The sequence below is a fragment of the Aliivibrio fischeri genome, from assembly GCA_038993745.2.
Taxonomy (GTDB): Bacteria; Pseudomonadota; Gammaproteobacteria; order Enterobacterales; family Vibrionaceae; genus Aliivibrio; species Aliivibrio fischeri_B.
On sequence record CP160629.1, the window covers coordinates 1,792,382 to 1,811,300 of the forward strand.

Consider the following 18,919-nt stretch of genomic DNA (forward strand, 5'->3'; position numbering starts at 1 on the left):
TGGGTATAAAAAAAGAGAGCTAAGGGCTCTCTTTCTCGGTTCGAACTCGCGCCTCTTCTCGAAATAAAAGTAAATCATCAAGGCTGAGTTCGTCGATTTCACTGGGTTGCCAATGAAACACTATAGCGAGATCGGCATAATAGGTTTCTACTCGCTCAATTAGTGTTTCGTATCCACGAAAAAAGAGGCGATTTCCGTCATGATGGGTGCAAAGTTTTCACTTTCCATATTCAAGATGTCACGCTCATTAAGTTTAGAAATACGAGGAAGTAACACAGTGGCCGCATCAAAGTGCATTTCACACACTTGAACCAAATTCAAACCACGTAAATCCCCAGCCGTTGGTTTGCGAAGCTCTAACTCTGCCACTTCTTTTCCATCCACTTCCATGGGTATGGCTAATTTCACTTTGAATAGTTGTTTATTCATAACCGAACTCTTCTCTTAATTCTTTCAATTTGATTTTACGACCGCCTTTTTTAGGGTCGATTTTCATGACCATTTCAAACAAAGCCAACGCCTCTTTGTTATTGCCTGCTTCCAACAATAAATCACCGGCAAGACGAAACATTTTCACTTTCAATGGGGCATTGGTGGCTAATCGCCCTTCAATCAAATCGGTGACAGCATCACGTAAAAACTGAGCATTAAATGATTGCTTGGTTTTATGTGCATCATGCGAGTATTTAAACACCACATCTAAAAACGCTGTTTGGCCATTTGAGTTCCAACTTAACGGCGTGGTGAGTCCTTTAAATATCGCCTGTTTAAATGCATCATGAACCGATAGCAATAAACCGCAATCCACTTGCCATTGATAAAACCACCAAACCACATCCAATCCATCAAGACTCTCATGTGACTTAAGCAGCTTTCTCACCAATGGGGTGTATTTTTTAACAAGCTCTTTTTTGTATGGTATTTTCTCTTGTGAGCCAGCTAAGGTTCGTGAGTATTTCAAATCGGTTTTTAAGATGTGTTGCACTTCATCCCATGATTTATGCTCAAGTACATCACGAGCACCAGTTGCAGCCATCACGGGAATATTAAGCGCACTCTCTTGTTCAATTTTCATCGCTTGCGCTTTTCTTACTTTGGCTTGTCGCTTTAATAATAACGTTAACATTCCAACCCCTTTTCACTTATTGTGGGATTAATTCGGTACCCAAAAACAGCACTTCAAGTTGGCCATCTTTGATATTAAGCTCTAACGATTCACTCACCCACGCATCCATCAAGGTGTAGCTTTTTCCACTATTGGTATTGAGTGTGATGTTTTCACCTGTAAAATTTTTGATGTTGGTTTCATCAGTGGTCTTAGCATGCGCGATGGTTGCCTTGATAAAAGGCGCACCTTCAAACTCTTCACTAAATCCAAGAACGCCTGAATCGCCCATGACCGCTTCACGTTTTACGCCACCAAAGTTAATGGTTGCTCCTTCTTTAGTCGGTAAGCGTCCCAATGAGCCGGCATCTAAAAAACCACGACTGGTTATTGTTGTACTCATAAATGACTCCCAATCATTCTGTTACTTTCTAAATTGAATTTTACCTGCCGTAATGATCAAGCCATTGACGAACTGCGGACTGTCTAGGTAGTTAATGCGTGTTTTGTTGTTTTCATCTAACTCAACAATCAAGGTTTTTTTATACCCTTCAAAATCTTGAACTATCCCTTGATACTCCAAACTTTTATACAAAGTGAGTAATTCCCCTTTGATAATGCTTGGGGTCACAATCGCTTGTCCTGGAGCAAAGCTCGTTCCCTCTTTGGCTAATTTATGGCGACCAAATTTGCTTTGAATGAGTGAGCGTTGCTTCTCACGAAAATACATGGCGGTAGCCGGTGTCATCACATCCAGATAACTGTCATCCGCCGCCCCTGCTGCATTTTCCGTATAAGCGGTAACTGGTCGCTCAACTTGCACTTCTTTGGTTGAGGTAACGGTGTAGGTTCCCATCCCTTCATGCAGCAATAAATTGCGCTCATTCCAATCAAACTCACTGGAGGCAATGGAATACACCCCATTCATTTTTAGGGTTTGAAGTGGTCGGCATGGATCATTTGCCAATGAAGGCGCGACTTGACCTGCCCATGCTGCCACCGCTTCTGCATCAGATAATGGCTTGTTTGATGAGTCCGCTAACTCATTAATCGACATGAAGCTTATCAATGGGCAATTGGACATTGCACCATAAGTAATAAGCTCGGCGTGCGTGCCTTTTTTTGGAAGATAAGCAATGCCCGGGATCATTTCTAATGCCTTATAGCGCTCATCTAAAAACGTTCCTAAATCACGCACGGTGGTTTCATCATTGAGTGAGCAAAGAATATGATGATATTGCGTATCCCCAAGAGCTGCCAACGCGCTTGCTGTATCGGCAGCTTCAACACTCACCGCATACACTGGCATGCTTTCATCTTGCTTTCGAAAATACTTCAGCATGCTTGTGATATCAGATTCACCAAACTGCTCACGTGCAGAGTCCTCATCCATACACAACACTACGGTGTTGGGCGACACCGCCGCACCAGTAATAGCATTACCAATCACAAGCAGTTTTTGCAGCTCTTCTGCACTATTAGCAAGACTGTTATCAATTTCAATGTACACACCCGGAACGCGAGCATTGTTCGGCACTTCTGAAAAACTGATACTCATGATGTTTGCTCCTTCTTCGGCTCAATAATAATGGCTGAGCCCTCTTTAATTCGGCGTAGCCAATAGGTGTTTCGAGGTTTCGTTTCACCGACCATTTTTAACGGTACTCGGGTTAATGGATCACGTACTAGCAATCCCTTTTTCGGTTTAATTTTGATAGTGCGCATTTAACTCTCCACGCCTGCTGTAAATTGCTCTGCCACCATGGCAAGCAACTCTCGCTCAAGGGCAGGTGTCCAACCAATAAACGTTCGTTTTGGCATTTGGTAAAACTGTTTAACTTTGGTTCCGCCTTCCCATCGACTGGTTCGAGAGTTGTAATACCCTTTCGCTCTTGTCGTAAATGAGAGCGTTCTCCCCTCATTGTGATCACGTGCCATGTTGCCAACCACACCAGCAAGCCCCACTTCAAAGCCCTTATCATTCACTTGGGTTTTCAATGCTCGGCTAAATCCCATCAACATGTTTTTGTTGTCTTTGGCTTTATGGGTTTTGCTATCTAATGTGATTTTTCTTCGAGCTCGTTTTTGATAACTTCGCCCTTCAATGTCTCGTTGCAGCCGTATTTGAGAGCGAAAGTATTGTCGTGAGCGATTGGCTAAACGTCGATTTAAATCAAACTGCTCAGCGTCGCTTAATAGCAAGCCATCAATGATGCTCGTGAGCTGCTCGGGACTACTTAACTGCATGATGGAAAGTCATGTTCATGGCCACCAATAAATTCTAATGGCGGTAATTCATCTTCACTTAATGTGCGAGTGAAATTGCTGACACACTCATACCGAGTTTCATTTTGTAGCCAATTGCCTTGTGCGTTTTCATTCAGCGAGTAGCTTTCCTGAATATCCACTTTGAGTTTGATGTCGCATTTGCCGTTATCCAGTAACTCAGCGGCAAAGGATGGCGGTGCCAAGCCTTTTTCTTCTCGTTGGATATCAAATTTGTTTAACCATGACACCAGATGCATCATCAATATCTGTGGCTCGATATCGACGCCCACCATATTGACGTTCACGGTGTAAGTAATATCAAAGCCATCCACGAGTTGGCCTTGCGTACAAACTAACTCCCCATCTTCTGCCCATACATCAAAACTATGAGCATTAAGCACATGATGAGAAAATAACTCCGTAATACTTTGCAACGCTTTCATCACACCACCTCAAAACGATAGGTTTCTTCACCATTAAGTAATAAATCCATGGCACGGCGATATTGCACTAAACAATTATCCGCTTTGGCTTGAATGGCTTCTTGTCGCTCTGCCGCTTCTTTGGTGGCGTTCATACTCAATTGATTTTCAACTAAGAAGTTCGCCGTCATCGCAAACACCGCTTGTTTATACAAGATGGCTCCCGTATCAGTTTCACCAAAGCGCTCCACTGACAACGCATCCAAGTTATCAAACTCTTCCATGGTATCGAGTAGCTCTCGATGAATAGTGACTCTGGCCACCGTGGCATGATGTAAAATTCCCGCCTCTGTTTCATTACTCAAAAAATGAAACACAAGCTGAAACTCTGAAATTTTAAGCTCGGGGTATTGCTCGGTTGCAGGCAATACCGCGTCATACACTTCATTTTTATTGCCAACAAATTCCATATTCGCCTCTTAGGTGCAGGCTTCACACTGACTAATAACAACCCATCAATAGGTTGATAAAGCAGTGATCGCCTGCATGGGTTGGTGTTCAGTTGTACGCGGTTATACCCACGCGCCATCAATCCACAGTTTCACGTTGTCAAACTCAAGCGCGGCCGCTTTTGGTAATTGTTCAACCACATAAGCCATGTTCATTGATTCAAAGTTTTCAATTTGATCAAGACGGTCGTTCTTCTTCGCCAATGAGCGACGAATGGAATCTTTTTGAATGTACAAAGATAGGTTTTTAAAGCTAGTAACCAAGATCCCCGTTGGTGGGAACGATGGTGGACAAAACGCCGCTAAACCGCCATACGTGCCAATCACTTGCATGTCTTCAATGTGTGCTTTCTCTGTTGGAGTATTACCATGCGCGGCATAGAATTTGGCTTTATCATAAGAAAGTAAATCAGAGCCAACCAACGCCACTAAATCCGAGGCATTGGCACACGCATCATGCAATAAACCTTTCACGTTCATTACGGCTAAATCAAGGTTAATAAAGTCCCCTTTGCCTGCTGTTTCATCGCCCTCACCCAAACGAATTTCACCCGTTGTTTTGCCTTCAACAAGCATGGCATCGGCGTTATTATCACGAATGGCTTGGAACCATCCTTTACACACATCTTCGCCATTTGGGTTCGTCTCAGGATCCGTATTCGCTTCACAAGATGTGCCATAGAAACCGATGGTCACTTTGTTCATATCAATCTGCTCACGAGTTTGAGAATTGATAAGTTTGTTGAAATTCTTCAAATGAGCAAAGGCATCCAATTGATCGTAACGAATGTGTGAATCAAAGTTCACTTGCTCACACAGGTACGGCATCGGTTCCATGTTATAAACGGCTTTGGTTTTACGCTCATTGCCTGTTTTGGTGTTGGTACGGCTGGCAATCATGCCGGTTACCCCAAGTCCAATTGCTTCACCTTTTTGGTTTGCCACAGGCACAATATTAATCTTGCCAAGAAACCAGTTACTCTCACGAATTTGAGCAACAATCTTTTGTGTGGCATTAGGGGTCACACTGAATTTTTCAGTGACATCCTCAACCCCATTTTGTTTTGCGGCGGCTTTTTTATAGCCCTCTATCGCCAGTTTTGTTTTTTCTTGCATAATAAAATCCAGTTAAATAAATAGATTAAGAAGAAGGAAAAGCGTGATAAGCCAATGCTTATAAATACATTTCTTCGCTGTCTTCCCCTGCCAATTGTCGAGGGGTTTCGTCCGTGATGGAGCTCAGTTTTGTCACCACATCATCAAGTTTGCTTGATAGGGCTTCGACCTGAGTGGCTAACTCGGTTTGCTCTTCTTGCTCGGGCTCAGTCTCTTGAGGAAGGGTTTCTTTAATCGTTGCAGTTAAGCTTGTCACTTGACCTGTTAACGCTGTTATCTGCGCGGTTTGTGCTTGTAATAGCGCTTTTAGTTCTTCATTCATGTCATCGTTCTCTTCTTCTGGTGGGTCGGATGGCTCATCATGCGAGCGAAATAATTGAATAAGTCGAGATAACAATTTTTTGTCATCTTGAGTGGTTGGCTCTTCGGCCTCGATGAGCTCTTTTCCTACGGTAGCCCCTGAGCTCAAATAGACCTTGTCCTTATTTTTCTCTTTCGAGTTGGCTGATAAATGCATTTCAGTGGTGCCAAGCGATGCGGGCTCATCCGTTAATGCCAAGCCGGTTAAATAACTTTTTCCCGTATTGGCAAAATTAGGCGTAATTTCACAAGAGGTATGCAGAAGTTGACCTTTCTCAACCGTGCTCAATAACAATGAATTGGGTTTTAAAACACCCCACAATTCATCCCCTCTTTTTTCCACCGATAGCACCGAGCCAAACTTTTCACCCCATGCCCAATGCTCTTCATTGATGCGTGCGTTATAGCGTTTTGGGTCATACAGCTCGACAATATCGTCAATCACCTTTTGCTCGATAAACCGACCATCGACGGTTTCACCTGCGGTTAAAATACAAATGGGCTCTGACTGAAACATGCTGCTCTCTCCTGTGATTTCTGATTTTAATTTATCGAAATCCTGCCTCTTTTTGTATTCATCCCAATCCTAGAATGTGCATCTAGAACATGGACTTACTGAGGGATTAATTTGGTTATTGCACACTGTAATAATGAAAATGAGTCCGACTGCACCACTTGAAAAACCACTCTATACCCAAGCGCAAACTCATGCGCTTGGGTATTACTTACGCCAGTACAAAACCGCAGAAATTGCCGAGGCACTGGAACTGGCTCCGCGCACTATCCAACAATGGATCTCAAAATTTAAATGGAAACAGATGCGCGATGACGCCCCTGTTGAATTGATACTCAGACAGCGCATTGCGTATTTGATGTGGGTAGACAAAAAGCACGAATCACAACTCAAAGAGCTTGAAATGCTGCTTGAGCAAAAATACAAACGTGACGCAGCTGAACGACGCAAAAACAAAAGTCCAAAATCAGAAAATGGCTCAGAGAAAAAACGCGGCAGACCAAGCAACAAAAGCAAAAATGATATTTCAGGCATCACCGCTGAAATGCTTTCTGAGTATTACGAGAAAAAATACTTCCAATATCAAAAAGACATTCATGCTCATAAGTGTGATGACAGCATTAACGAACAACGCTTTTATTTAAAATCGCGTCAAATTGGGTTGAGTGATTATTTCTCGTTTGAAGCGTTTGAAGATGCGGTGTTAACTGGTGACAATCAGGTCTTTATTTCCGCCTCGCGTAAACAGGCAGAGATTTTCAAAAACTACATTCGCAAATTTGCGCTTGAGATTGGGGATATAGAACTCAAAGGCAAAGACAGCATCATTCTCAGCAATGGCGCTGAGCTGCATTTCATGTCCACAAACATTTTTACAAGCCAAGGCTTTAACGGTCATATGTATTATGACGAAGTATTTTGGATCCCAAGCTTTCAAAAACTCGATGATTACGCAGGCGGCATGTCCATCCAAGCGCAATATCGAACCACGTATTTATCAACCCCATCCACCACCGCGCACGAAGCGTATCCAAAATGGTCTGGAGTCAAAGAGCTTAATATCGATATTAGTCATAAAGCATTAAAAAATGGCTCACTTGGTGGCGATGGTATTTTCCGTCAAATAATCACTGTGGATGATGCGATTGAGCGCGGTGCCACGTTCTTCAACATGGATAAATTACACCGTAAATATCCTGATAAATCCGTGTTTGATAATTTGCTTCGTTGTGTGTTCTTAGATGACTCTTCATCGTTCTTTAGCATCAAAGCCCTACTGGCTTGTAAAACGGATACCAGTCAATGGAGTGATGTGAATTTTGAAGCGCTTTACCCTGTTGGCCGTCGAGAGGTATTGGTTGGTTATGATCCAAGAGGTGGCGGCCAAGGTGAAGGCTCGGATGATGCAGGCTTGGTGGTTGCACTCAAACCCATCATCAAAGGCGGTACATTTCGAGTTATTGAGCGCGTTCGCTTAAAAGGCTCAAGCTATGAAGACCAAGCCACCGCCATTGAAGCCATTTGCAAAAAATACAACGTGGTCTATTTGGCCATTGATGTTGGCGGTGTGGGCTCGGCCGTTGCTGAGTTAGTGAGAAAGTTTTATCCAGGACTCACTACCTTAGATTATTCACCAGAAATGAAACGCATGATGGCCTACAAAGCGCGCGAGATTATTAATGCTGGCCGTCTTCAGTTTGATGATGAATGGGATGACGTCGTGCATTCATTTTTGATGATAAAACAGCACACCACCAAAATGAGCAACCAAATTACCTTTATCTCAGCACGTAATAAAGTCGGCTCTCACGCTGATTTAGCGTGGGCAACCATGCACGTTTTACATTGGGAGCCTATCGATATTTTACGCGATGACTCAACCACCGTTTCGTTCCTATAAGAGAGGATATTTTGATAACTTTTTCTACCCCTGAAAGCGTAATGACGAGCGATATTCTCAGTTATATGGAAGTCGCTTTAATTGATGGTTTGTATGAGCCACCTATCCCTTTAGATACCTTGGCCAAAGCCGCGCGAGCCAATCCAATGCACGGCTCTGCCTTGTACGTAAAAAGAAACATGGCTTCAAGCTCGGTGAAGTTATCCACGCTACTCAGTAAGCGAGATTTTAAACGCTTCTTGGATGACTTCTTAACCTTTGGTAATGGCTATTTACTTGTGATTAAAAACGCCTTTAAAGAAGTGATTAAATTAAAGCACTTACCTGCCTTATACATGCGGGCACAAGAAACCATCGGTCGTTACACCTATAAGCCAAACGCCTATAACGATGATGGCCGCATTGATTATAAAGATGGTCAGGTTTTTCATTTAAGTGAGTACGATATTTGCCAAGAAATCTACGGTATGCCGCAATACATTGGTGCGCTGAGCTCTATCTGGCTCAATGAAGATGCAACCTTGTTTCGTCGTAAGTACTACATCAACGGCGCTCATGCAGGTTACTTGCTTTACATGAACGATCCAAACCTTACCGATAAACAAGAAAAAGAAATTGAAGACAAATTAAGAAAGCAAGCTGGCCTTGGTGCTTTTAAGAATTTGTTCATTAACGGCAAAGGCAAAGATGGAAAACCGCCAGAACTAACTCCAATTGGACAAGTTGAAGCCAAAGATGCATTTAAAGATATTAAAGGCATGACCACCAATGATGTGTTGGCCAGTCATCGAATTCCATTGGATTTAATGAGTATTGTTCGAGAGGGGTTCAGCTCTAGCAGTGACTTAAACAAAGTCGATCGCATCTTCTACAAAAACGAGTTAGTGCCGTTACTAGAATCGGTGTGTGAATTGAATAACTTTGTTGGACAGGAAGTTGTGAGAATTAAGGAGTATGAAGGATTGGAGCCTACGCTTGCGTAGACTCATTTAAAAGTTTCACATCACAATATTTAACTACTAGCGCGGCTCAATGCAATTGCTTCTTCAGTATACTGAACTATTTGCTGCGCTGTTTTCATATCTTTTAATAAATAACCAAGCCAATTACTTTTACAAGTAGGAGTAGAACGATACTGATTTCTATTACCAATCAGAGGAACTTTTTTTTCACCTCTATAACTTAATAAAACAGTATTCATTTCACTCAATTCTACTTTTATTTCACAATCATGATTTTGAGCAGTAAACCAATCATTCTCTTGGTCTTTTAGTTCCCAATCTCGACTAGGTAAAAGGTGAAACATTTCTAATTTAAAAGCAAGAAAACTCGATTTAGTTGCAGGTAATGTAATTTTTTCCTTATTAACATTATCATCTAATTTCCAGTCACTAGATGCGTTCGCTATGGTACTAAAGCCAACTAAAAGGATGATACATAATTTTTTAAAGAACGTAATATTACGCTCTTTGTTCATTATTTCGTACATCGTTAATTCCTAACCATTCATAAATAACAAAGAACATATCATAAGATATATTCAATGTTCATTACGTCCATTTTCTTGGAATTTCTATTAACTAAAATTAGCGATACTTTCTAACCTCATTTCATGATTTGTTGATTAAACACCTTAACGTATACATGATATTTTAAAACAAGACATTTATCGCATTTCTTTAGGAAAAAAGAATTTATCATTGCGACCAATACTTAACTAGCAATAAATAAACATGATTCATTTTATTAAAACCACCATTATTTTTTCTTTATTCCTTTCTTTTAGTGCAATAGCATCATCATTATGTGAAAAATGGGAAAATTCAGGCCGACTAGATACATTAACCGATGGTGCTGAAATGGTTTTAATACATAAAAAAGACAAAGAAGATAGTCTTGAAATGATTGCGGATTCTTACGCCCAAACGGTATCGCACTCAATAAAAGAAAAAATGCCTCAACACCAATGTTATGTATTAATGAATGTTGCAGCTTCATTAGTTGATAGTGAATTAGATTTTTCAGCACTTGAATTGTGTGAAATTTATAACGGTTAATGCGATATAATCGAAATAAAAATAAAGCTTCTTATATAGAAGCTTTATTTATGAGTGTATTATTTAGGTTCTGATACACAAGATACTGCAAATGATCTTAACATAACAGTCATCCCATCTTTTATCGTACTTGATTTTTCTTTATACCATGGTTGAGTCGTATCCCACACATAAGGTGCTTTTTCTGAGTAATCAAATAAAGTAACAAGCCCTGTAGTTGCATCGATTGTTGGATGTTCCAAATCAGTCCACCCATACATTGAGCGCATGGTTTCATCGTTAGATAAAGCTGAATTTAGTATATTAAAAATATCAACTGATTGTGGTAATTTCCAATTATCTCTATCCGCAACTTTATATTCATTCATTGTTTCACACCAATTCCAAGCCTGTGAACCATATCCTTGATCTGCCGAAGTCGTTTGAGTGATATCATCATAATCAGCAAAACCAAATTTTGTAACACCAAAAATAGAACCAGAGTCAGAGTAAGAATATGTATACTTATTGTTCAACTTAAATTCTTCGACTGATGATCCTTGTCCATATCGATTATTAAATGATAAATAATCGTTAACCCATGGCGTTGGTGTTTCACTTAGTAATGTACCTAAATCATCACTAACGATTTTTATGCAAGTATTATCATTTGCATAATTACGACCTTCTTCGGTATTTAAATCAATGGATGAATCATTAATCATATTACATACAGAAACCTTCAATGTAGGGTGGTCTGGTTGAGTTGTTGCTGAATTTGAACCATCATTACATCCTGTCATTGCTGAGGTAATGAGTAATAATATTGTGTATTTGTTCATGTTTGCATATCTGCCTATAAATTTTGCTTTTGAAGTTGTAACGTAAGTTAAAGGAGATAAAACAATCAATCATTGCCATTTTATTTATGCGAAAAAGCAAGCAAAAATAAAAAGTGTAACTTAAAGTGGTAAGTAAGAAATTGATTCTCTTACTTGATTTTTATGCTTAGTTTCCGAAGAATATGTATAAGATTAGATATAAGGTAATTATATTGTGAATATTCTTAATCTCATGAGACTAAGAATGGTTTATATATTTTTAAAGCTATACTATAAGCCATTGTTGATTTATTAACGGTATTTACTGGGAATTAGCCCACCAGTTAAATACAACCCCACAGCTCCAAGTACAGGATATTGAAAGGCATCGTTAATGATAGAAGTGATACTTTTGAAATCATATCCATAAAGCTCGCCGATGATGACAATGGAATAAAAGAAAACATAAGGCACACAAAACAGAAGTACTAAAAAACGCTGGATAAGCTTAAAAGGCTCATAAGCTTTAAGTAATTCTATTTTTTGTTTTGATTTCTCTTCATCCGTAAACACCAAAGCATCTCCAGTGTTGGCAATTAAATCCATTCCTGATTTTATAGCTGAGTCACTACCAAAAATTTTATTAAATAACCCCATAATAAATTCCTTACTCACCCACTAACTCAAAATGCATTAAGTCATCAAAGCTATTATCTTTGAGCTCATTATCTCTATCCCAATCACCGCCCCAACGAATGGCAACACCCATTGATGCACCAACACCAATGACGATGCCTGCAAAATAACTAAAACGCTCACGGTCATCTTCATCATAAGGATATGGTGTCGCATCAACCGCTTTGCTTGGCACTGAGTTATGTTTGCTATTAGGAAAGCGAACTTGGGTATTGCTACTTGGAAGTGCATTTTGCTCTTCTTCGGTTCGATGACCACAAAGAATTGAGCAATCGCAATTACCGAACCAAAAATTAATCGAACTAACCACGTTCTATCTGATTCAAGCTTGTCTATTCTTTTTGAGTTGGCAACTTGAATCGTTTGGGTTTTAGTTAACGTGATTAACACCTTATTCAGAGTTTTATTTTGCTCACGCATCAAACTTGCAAGGTTGTTCATTGCGGCGTCAATACGTGCAATCTCTTTCTCAGACATGTTTTACTCAGACTATGAATTTGATCCAGTGTATCGCGCGCGTAGGTTAGTTAATATTGAAGGCTTTTCTATATGCCAGATGTAGAAAACCCAGTGATAACACTGGGCTTATTTAATGAATTTGAGTGAGTTATGGCCATGGGTTATCGAGTTGAATTTTCTCTCTTGCAGCAAGCGCTTGCACCTCTATATCTATTGCTTCCTGCTCTCTTCCCTGCATCCGCTTTACGCGAGCTTCAGCAAAAAGAGGATCACAAACTCGGCTGTATAAATCACGTCTTATATCATCCATTTGGTTAAAATCGTCAATGTATTTATTACTTTTGTTCGTCACCCATTGATTATCAATCCATTCATCAAAAAGCGTTGATGGCTCACTAAGTGTAAAGCCTTCTTTTATCTCGCCAACCTTTCCAACTTCTTCATATTGAGTACAATCATTGCAATCAAAGATTAACTGGCCTCGATGATCTTCTATTTGTTGCCACTCATCATCAACCAATTGAACCACAAATCCTTTATTCATCTCTGGTGGCTCAATTAAAGAATAGCTTTCAGGTAACTCTTGAGGATAAGAGTGAATACAATGTATTTGCGCCTTTTCATCCCAATAAAAGCGACCAATAAACAACGAAGTTACAACCCAAGCACCATCAATAAAATAACAACGCTCAAGCTCTTTATTGTGTTTTGGTAAGGCAATTTCTGTACTCTGAGCAGGCAGCCCCATATGAGCCCGTATTGTCATTGAACCATCATGAGTAAACTCACCGCTCTCATCAAAGTGATATAAATGAGCGATTCTATCTTTGTTTGAAAAATTCATTATGCTGCCCTCGTTATGTATAACCATCGAACCGAATTAGGGTTAGTTTCTACACCTGTACCAGTAATGGACCCATTTCCACTCATGATGCTATTTGCTGATTGATTTCTTATACCAACACCACGAGTGTAAGGTGTTGAACGACCTGTTGGTGTCGTACTAGACCAGTTATCATCAGGAACACTATAAGTAACGTTTCCTGTTGAGGTTGAACTTGGACTTGTTGAACGAATTTGAGTCGTTTTTTGGTATACCGCCGATAGAGTATGACTAAACCCCAACGGTTGAACGGATTGCCCTTTAATAGACAACGGCGTTTCTCCTTCCCCTAAACCTCGAATGTAATTTTTTCGCATATCAGGCATTACGCCACTTGGAAACGCTCTGCTAATTTGGTAAACACGGTTTTATCAAAAGATTGACCAATATAAGCGATAAATTTAGGCGGAGCTTCTGCCGCAGGGTATGGGATAGGACAACCAACCGGATAAATTAACTCGGCTAATGGAAGCCATAATTTATCTAAAACAAACTTTTGTATTCCACGCCAGAGTTGCGGTAATTGAATGAACTTAGGCTCATTTGACTCAGTATCAATATCGTCATCTGTTGCGGTGTTATCTTTCAGCTTTTTAGGGGTGACTATGGTTTCATCATCATCACTGTTCATTTTATCTATTGTCGTGATTTTTGCGATACCGGCTAATTCTTCAGTGGCATAGGGAGCACCCATTAGCTCAACCGTAATATTCTTAATGCTTGAACCTGCAAGATTAAGCTCAAACGATTCAGTAATAATGGTATTACTTCGCTTTAGAGACATGATTTCACCATCACGGCTATCAACCGCAAAGAGAGTTCCGTCTTCTAAAAAGTAACCAATTTCTTTACCATCAAAAGATGTGTTTCCTGCAAACACCGCTTCAAAATGCAACTGACCAAGCGCAGGAACTGAGCCGCGACTCAATGCTTCACGCACCACTTCACTTTTTAATTGCGTTTGGTCTGCACTAGGCTCATACCCATCAAGACCAATCCCTATATGCGTGATTTTATAATTGACACCAAGTGCTTCGGCTTCAATTGAGGCGGCAATACCTGCATCCGTAATTAATAAACTCATTGAGTGACCTCATATTGATAAAGGGTTCGAGTGTGGCTTGCGTTAGCGACTTGAGTGTGAACAGTAATGGTGCTGTTATATATCCACTGAATTTCAGTATGAGGAAGACGCACTTTTTCAAATTCAAACCACGCTTTTTCACACCGCTCATTCGAGGCAAGTGACACATAAATCAAGTTGGGTTTATTTCGTGTATCACTCACCACTCCTTGCCCACCGGAGCTAATAAGTAATGCTTGATAATCACTGAGCTTCCAACCAAATAAGCTTTCATTAAAATCCGTTAACAGTGCCAATTGGATTTCATCATTGGTCACTTTAAAGTCGGCGGCCATCCCTAAAATGGTATTGGTTAGCTCGATATTATCCGCCTCTTGCCAGTAATCCCCTTGAGGCAATAGATTACGGATAGCATCAGCAAAATCGGCTTCACTGTAATCCACAATTAAGTCAGAGGTGTCCATGTCACCTCCCCTAAAACATGAATTTCACTGTCCGCAATAAATTGCTCTTCGGTTGGCTGCTTAACGATGTAATTACTGGTAATAGGGCAATGGCAAGCACTATTTCAGTAGGGGTAATGGACACTTGTTTTGGTGGATTCACCGATTCATCACGTTGCCCCATTTTGTCTTTAAATAATTCCTGAAGTGCCACAATTACATCCGCTCTCACCTGCTCATCTTGAACATTTTGAATTTCAACATCGACCGCTTTATGCGTTGGAATAGCCACTAAAGGGTGGCACCCTGCCAACCGCTCTTTATCAATAAACGTTTGTACCGTTGTGATGACTTCTAAAGATAACGTGGGATCATTTTCTCTCGCACCAATGTAGACTTGAACCATGCCACGCTCAGGCGTGTTATCTAACGCCCATGCAAAATCTACATCAGCATGAGCTGAACGCGCCCAACTTTCATAATCGTCTCGTCGTCCCACTTCTTGACCTTTATTGAAAGCCGTGCAGATTCGTTGACGCCAATGCTCTAACTCTTCAATGTCAGCACCGCCACTAAAACCAAGACAAAGTACATTATCAGGGTTCACCCCATTAATACTTTTTGATAATCGAAGCACCGCGCCACTTGGTAAGTTTCCAGACACACCAGCAATGAGCGCAATCACTTCCACATCTTCATTACTGTACTGAGCTCGAATGGTTTGGTATTCACTGCCTGTAATATCAATAACGATTGAACCTTTAGGAATAGAAACCACACCACCTAATTGTTCAAATTGAATGAAACCTTTAGCGAACGTAGGAAGAAGTCGTTCAACATCATGACGCTCAGCGTGTAAATACAACCAAGGCTCAGATGCAGTTTCAGGATGCAACTCTCGAAAGAGCTGATCTTGATATCCATACTGACCATAACTAACCCCGGCAATGGCGCACGCAATAGCATCAATCGCCGGGTTATGTTGGCCTGTTTTCGCAATTAATGTGGCGGTTGCTCTATCAATTAACGCGCTTAGACTGCGTTGTGTGCTCATGGTGTCACCTCTAATTTTGCCCCATCATTAAGCGTTAATATGACGTTTCTCGATAACTTGCTTGAACCAAGTCTCTTGACCTCAACCGTTACCGATTGCACATGTTTTTCATCAACTAACCAAGCCAACGCCTCTTCATAAAAACGTTTTACTCGTCCAATGGTTTGCTTTGTCATTTTCTCGCGCTTAAGCGTCCAATCACGAGAGCCGATACTTCGAATATACTCATCATTCCAACAACCGCCACGTTCCCTATTCTCCATACGGGCGCGATCATTTTTGGTCGCTTCTGCATGATTCAACACACTTTGAAGTACAGCATGAGTGAGCCCTTCTTTGGTATTTATCGGGGCAGTAATGGCATTCAAATTAAAATACGTCATGACACTTTGTAAGTCCCTGCTGAACTGCCTTTATCAATGATCACTTCTGCATTTTGCGTTCTTTCTTTTACCACGGCTTTTGCAACCGCTTTGGCAAACTTACCAGCCATTGCAAATTCACTATCAAGAACAAAACCTTCAGCTTTAAGCTCTTCTTCTAGAAATGCTTGTAAATCTTTATCATTTGAAGCCATCTTTTATCCTGCCTTTACTTTTTTTGATGCCACAGCATGCGGTGCACCTGAAAAAGCACAACCATCACAATCCCTAACAACACCACCTTCAGCCCATTGAGCTCAATTAGTTGAGCCGTCACAATGGCTTTACCATCGGCCTTTAGCGTGACGTCTTTTTTGGCATTTACCTCAACCGCACCAAGCGATGTAATGGAAATGCCATTTTTCGTAAAATGAACCACATTGCCTTTATCATCCATCATGGCCACTTCACCCTCTTCCAATTCCATTTCATAACGTTCATCTTCGACGCAAAATGAAAAACCTCGGCTCATCACGCCACCAAGAAAAAGAAGGTATGCACGAGAGCCCACTTTAGGGCGACTGACAAAACCATAGTTATGTAACCGTTTAATGCGATCATTGGTTTTGCTCGTAGATGTTTTTATCTGCAACACTTTGGTGTTGGCCCCCGTCACACTACCAATCGCCACCATGTTTTTAATGCGACTCATCAACCGGTTAAACATTCGCTTTCTCCTTAAAGGGTCTAAAGAACTCCACTTTAGTTTCAGCACTGGTTTCGGTTACGGATAAATCCAACGTTTTGACCAACAGCATTTCACTGAAATCTTGTGTTTTATCGATGACTCGGATAGTTCGGTTTATGGCTTGTCCAGTTAACTCAACAAACACATCACCAATGGATGTGGATGCACTCAATCCTTTTGCAATCGCTAAATCTCGCTCATATTCCGCACGTGATTGGCAAGCTTCTGCGGTTTGAAGTTGGTCTGAAATAAAAACCGTTCGTCGCTGAGTATTCGCCGGTGCATAAGTCACGACCGCGTTGGCATCATCCCACTGACCTTGAACTTCAATATGGTAAAATTGCTCAGTGAAATTTTTATCAATCACAAGCTCTTCAATATTTTTACCCACCTCAAGCGCTACTCCATCAAGTGTGGCTTGTGCAGGATTTTCAATCGTAAGTACGCCATCACGCTCAACAAGAATAAAACCTTGCTCTTTAATGAGCTGAGCAAAATTATCAACCGGCGATTCACCATTGATTTGAAATTCTGAAATAGGCACTAATGCACTCTTATCAATAGAGCAGTGAACCCCGAGTCCAAATTCTTTTGCGATGGCATGTAATAAGCGGTCAATGGTTTGGCCGTATTGCGCATCCATCGTAATGCGTGAATCAATCATGTTGGCACTTTTAGAGCGCCCACTTATCGCCATAGAATGTTCACTGCTTGTGGTCGTGTTCGTCGCTCTATCGATCATCCCTGTAAAAATACGTTGGCCATCCAACTTAAATTCAATCGACAATGGACGCTCTATCACCATAACGGGAATGCGACAGTTAAACTCATGCGCTAGCTGCTCGATGGAATAGCGAAGGTTCGCGCTAAAAAATACGGTTGGCTTATTATCAATCAATAAGGTTAACTTCATTTCATCGCCCTCATGGATAACTTGCCATTCATAAATAATGGATGTTTTTGCGGATTCAGCGCCGATATTAATGCAGTATCGGTATATGTTTGGTGAGCTAAAAATAACGCAGGAATATACCGCCCACGTTCAATAAAACGTTGTGCTTCACTGCCCATTTTTACTTTGTTGTATTGCGTTTCTATTCCTTCTTTTAAGCCTGTCAGCGCATAAAACAGTTCAAGACTTTCCAATGTTGAGTTCATCGTTACTTCATTAATTCGTTGTGAAATAGCAACGGTGAGCTGTTTCAAATCACTCATCATGATGCTTGGTTGCCCTTTCGCATTCACAATATCAAATTCCTTTTCCTGCTCTAACGTTGCAACGGTTTTACTCATTTTCACTGCGGCGGTAACCATCTGAACATTGTAGTGAGCACTTGGGGCATTAGGATCAATTGCTGCCAACATGCTGCTTTGTGCAGCCCTTGAATTGTCTATCGCTTCATTTTCAGAATCAGGCTCAGAGCGCACCGCATCAGCAACGCTATCAACGGTTTTACTCAACTGTTCAGCGAATTGCTCAGGGGCATTGGCAATACTTGAAATCGCAACCAAAGCACTATTGAGCTCTTGGTTTAAAGCTGAGAGGGTTTGGCTTGGCACGTTCAACTTGGTGGATATACCAACCAACTGATTAATGGCGTAAGTAAAGCGCCCCTGTAAGCTACTCACTTGAGCTGCATCCATCTCTTCAACATCTTGAACAAAGGTTTTTGTTGAACTCGCTTCAACCTCAGAGGCTTGCTCTTTTGAGCTCACGGTGATGGACGTCGACGAACTTAACTGTGGGGCTTTCCCATCACGTAAGAACTTAAGAGATAATTCAACCACGCCACGCTTGGTACTGATTTTTTGAGAAAACGTTTCAAAGACAAGCGGCAACTCACCAAGCCATGGGTGCTCCAACTCTCCTTTAGGCGATGCGTTAAGACTCGCCAATAGATTATTGGCTTCAACCAGAGACGCTTTACCAACAAGCAAGACTTCTAAATCAATGCTGTCTGCAGCACTTCCCATCACTTTAATGCTAGGTAAATCAACATAAGGAATTTCACTCACATGAAGACGTTGGCCACCATCGATGGACGTCGTTAAGATGTTCAATTCAAGGCCATTCCAACGCCCTTTCTCGTACTCTCTTTCCCACATGACGTGACATTCTCTCAAGTTAAATAAAAACCA

General features: G+C 41.0%; 28 protein-coding genes. 3 read left to right on the forward strand and 25 right to left on the reverse strand.

Annotated elements, in window-relative coordinates; all coding sequences use genetic code 11:
* Window positions 1–19: 19 nt before the first annotated feature.
* The 11 genes from AAFX60_008640 to AAFX60_008690 form a co-directional block, all read right to left on the reverse strand.
* Window positions 20–160: a GpE family phage tail protein gene (locus AAFX60_008640; protein ID XDF78908.1), complete on the reverse strand. Its 141-nt coding sequence runs from the start codon at window positions 158–160 to the stop codon at window positions 20–22.
* Window positions 160–429 carry a phage tail assembly protein gene (locus AAFX60_008645; GenBank protein ID XDF76825.1) on the reverse strand — a complete coding sequence of 90 codons (270 nt, stop codon included), beginning with the start codon at window positions 427–429 and terminating at the stop codon, window positions 160–162. Before AAFX60_008645 ends, AAFX60_008640 begins: the two co-directional genes overlap by 1 nt.
* Window positions 422–1,126: a phage terminase small subunit gene (gene gpM, locus AAFX60_008650; protein XDF76826.1), complete on the reverse strand. Its 705-nt coding sequence runs from the start codon at window positions 1,124–1,126 to the stop codon at window positions 422–424. Before gpM ends, AAFX60_008645 begins: the two co-directional genes overlap by 8 nt.
* A gap of 16 nt (window positions 1,127–1,142) precedes the next feature.
* On the reverse strand, window positions 1,143–1,508 hold the full coding sequence (locus AAFX60_008655) for a phage tail tube protein (protein XDF76827.1): 366 nt from the start codon (window positions 1,506–1,508) through the stop codon (window positions 1,143–1,145).
* Between the two features lie 21 nt (window positions 1,509–1,529).
* Window positions 1,530–2,663 carry a phage tail sheath subtilisin-like domain-containing protein gene (locus AAFX60_008660; GenBank protein XDF76828.1) on the reverse strand — a complete coding sequence of 378 codons (1,134 nt, stop codon included), beginning with the start codon at window positions 2,661–2,663 and terminating at the stop codon, window positions 1,530–1,532.
* Entirely contained in the window at window positions 2,660–2,830 is a 171-nt protein-coding gene (locus tag AAFX60_008665) for a DUF2635 domain-containing protein (protein ID XDF76829.1), read from the reverse strand. Before AAFX60_008665 ends, AAFX60_008660 begins: the two co-directional genes overlap by 4 nt.
* Window positions 2,831–3,352: a phage virion morphogenesis protein gene (locus tag AAFX60_008670; protein XDF76830.1), complete on the reverse strand. Its 522-nt coding sequence runs from the start codon at window positions 3,350–3,352 to the stop codon at window positions 2,831–2,833.
* A complete protein-coding gene (locus AAFX60_008675; GenBank protein XDF76831.1) occupies window positions 3,343–3,816 on the reverse strand; it encodes a phage tail protein in 474 nt (157 codons plus the stop codon). Before AAFX60_008675 ends, AAFX60_008670 begins: the two co-directional genes overlap by 10 nt.
* Window positions 3,816–4,265, reverse strand: coding sequence for a head completion/stabilization protein (locus AAFX60_008680; GenBank protein ID XDF76832.1), 450 nt, complete (start codon window positions 4,263–4,265; stop codon window positions 3,816–3,818). Before AAFX60_008680 ends, AAFX60_008675 begins: the two co-directional genes overlap by 1 nt.
* 102 nt (window positions 4,266–4,367) lie before the next feature.
* Window positions 4,368–5,420 (reverse strand): phage major capsid protein, P2 family, encoded by a 1,053-nt coding sequence (locus AAFX60_008685; protein XDF76833.1) that lies wholly within the window; start codon window positions 5,418–5,420, stop codon window positions 4,368–4,370.
* 58 nt (window positions 5,421–5,478) lie between these two features.
* Window positions 5,479–6,297: a GPO family capsid scaffolding protein gene (locus AAFX60_008690; GenBank protein XDF76834.1), complete on the reverse strand. Its 819-nt coding sequence runs from the start codon at window positions 6,295–6,297 to the stop codon at window positions 5,479–5,481.
* A 133-nt stretch (window positions 6,298–6,430) separates the two neighbouring features.
* Here AAFX60_008690 and AAFX60_008695 point away from each other — a divergent pair, with 133 nt between their 5' ends.
* Together AAFX60_008695 and AAFX60_008700 are read left to right on the forward strand one after the other, a co-directional pair.
* Window positions 6,431–8,194, forward strand: coding sequence for a terminase family protein (locus tag AAFX60_008695; GenBank protein XDF78909.1), 1,764 nt, complete (start codon window positions 6,431–6,433; stop codon window positions 8,192–8,194).
* A gap of 41 nt (window positions 8,195–8,235) precedes the next feature.
* Window positions 8,236–9,177 carry a phage portal protein gene (locus AAFX60_008700; GenBank protein XDF78910.1) on the forward strand — a complete coding sequence of 314 codons (942 nt, stop codon included), beginning with the start codon at window positions 8,236–8,238 and terminating at the stop codon, window positions 9,175–9,177.
* A gap of 29 nt (window positions 9,178–9,206) precedes the next feature.
* On the opposite strand, the gene AAFX60_008705 is transcribed toward AAFX60_008700, so the two are convergent.
* Window positions 9,207–9,683: a hypothetical protein gene (locus AAFX60_008705; protein ID XDF76835.1), complete on the reverse strand. Its 477-nt coding sequence runs from the start codon at window positions 9,681–9,683 to the stop codon at window positions 9,207–9,209.
* A gap of 244 nt (window positions 9,684–9,927) precedes the next feature.
* Here AAFX60_008705 and AAFX60_008710 point away from each other — a divergent pair, with 244 nt between their 5' ends.
* Window positions 9,928–10,251, forward strand: a complete 324-nt coding sequence (locus tag AAFX60_008710; GenBank protein ID XDF76836.1) for a hypothetical protein — start codon at window positions 9,928–9,930, stop codon at window positions 10,249–10,251.
* Window positions 10,252–10,310: 59 nt separating this feature from the next.
* Here AAFX60_008710 and AAFX60_008715 read toward each other — a convergent pair whose 3' ends face one another.
* From AAFX60_008715 to AAFX60_008775, 13 genes are all read right to left on the reverse strand, one after another.
* On the reverse strand, window positions 10,311–11,072 hold the full coding sequence (locus AAFX60_008715) for a hypothetical protein (GenBank protein XDF76837.1): 762 nt from the start codon (window positions 11,070–11,072) through the stop codon (window positions 10,311–10,313).
* Window positions 11,073–11,363: 291 nt separating this feature from the next.
* Window positions 11,364–11,708, reverse strand: a complete 345-nt coding sequence (locus AAFX60_008720) for a hypothetical protein (protein XDF76838.1) — start codon at window positions 11,706–11,708, stop codon at window positions 11,364–11,366.
* Window positions 11,709–11,718: 10 nt separating this feature from the next.
* Complete coding sequence (locus AAFX60_008725; GenBank protein XDF76839.1) at window positions 11,719–12,057, reverse strand: M15 family peptidase; 339 nt, start codon at window positions 12,055–12,057, stop codon at window positions 11,719–11,721.
* 297 nt (window positions 12,058–12,354) lie between these two features.
* Window positions 12,355–13,050, reverse strand: coding sequence for a hypothetical protein (locus AAFX60_008730; protein XDF76840.1), 696 nt, complete (start codon window positions 13,048–13,050; stop codon window positions 12,355–12,357).
* Window positions 13,050–13,415, reverse strand: a complete 366-nt coding sequence (locus AAFX60_008735; protein XDF76841.1) for a hypothetical protein — start codon at window positions 13,413–13,415, stop codon at window positions 13,050–13,052. Before AAFX60_008735 ends, AAFX60_008730 begins: the two co-directional genes overlap by 1 nt.
* Window positions 13,415–14,173 carry a phage tail protein gene (locus AAFX60_008740; protein XDF76842.1) on the reverse strand — a complete coding sequence of 253 codons (759 nt, stop codon included), beginning with the start codon at window positions 14,171–14,173 and terminating at the stop codon, window positions 13,415–13,417. Before AAFX60_008740 ends, AAFX60_008735 begins: the two co-directional genes overlap by 1 nt.
* Window positions 14,170–14,637, reverse strand: coding sequence for a hypothetical protein (locus AAFX60_008745; protein XDF76843.1), 468 nt, complete (start codon window positions 14,635–14,637; stop codon window positions 14,170–14,172). The genes AAFX60_008740 and AAFX60_008745 overlap by 4 nt, the downstream gene beginning before the upstream one ends.
* A 10-nt stretch (window positions 14,638–14,647) precedes the next feature.
* Entirely contained in the window at window positions 14,648–15,670 is a 1,023-nt protein-coding gene (locus AAFX60_008750) for a baseplate J/gp47 family protein (GenBank protein ID XDF76844.1), read from the reverse strand.
* Complete coding sequence (locus tag AAFX60_008755; protein ID XDF76845.1) at window positions 15,667–16,053, reverse strand: phage GP46 family protein; 387 nt, start codon at window positions 16,051–16,053, stop codon at window positions 15,667–15,669. Before AAFX60_008755 ends, AAFX60_008750 begins: the two co-directional genes overlap by 4 nt.
* Complete coding sequence (locus AAFX60_008760) at window positions 16,050–16,247, reverse strand: hypothetical protein (protein XDF76846.1); 198 nt, start codon at window positions 16,245–16,247, stop codon at window positions 16,050–16,052. Before AAFX60_008760 ends, AAFX60_008755 begins: the two co-directional genes overlap by 4 nt.
* Window positions 16,248–16,261: 14 nt before the next feature.
* Window positions 16,262–16,759, reverse strand: a complete 498-nt coding sequence (locus AAFX60_008765; protein XDF76847.1) for a phage baseplate assembly protein — start codon at window positions 16,757–16,759, stop codon at window positions 16,262–16,264.
* The gene (locus AAFX60_008770; protein XDF76848.1) at window positions 16,752–17,693 is read right to left on the reverse strand and encodes a phage tail protein; all 942 of its coding nucleotides are present in this window, start codon (window positions 17,691–17,693) and stop codon (window positions 16,752–16,754) included. Before AAFX60_008770 ends, AAFX60_008765 begins: the two co-directional genes overlap by 8 nt.
* Window positions 17,690–18,886 (reverse strand): DNA circularization N-terminal domain-containing protein, encoded by a 1,197-nt coding sequence (locus tag AAFX60_008775; GenBank protein ID XDF76849.1) that lies wholly within the window; start codon window positions 18,884–18,886, stop codon window positions 17,690–17,692. Before AAFX60_008775 ends, AAFX60_008770 begins: the two co-directional genes overlap by 4 nt.
* Between the last annotated feature and the right edge of the window lie 33 nt (window positions 18,887–18,919).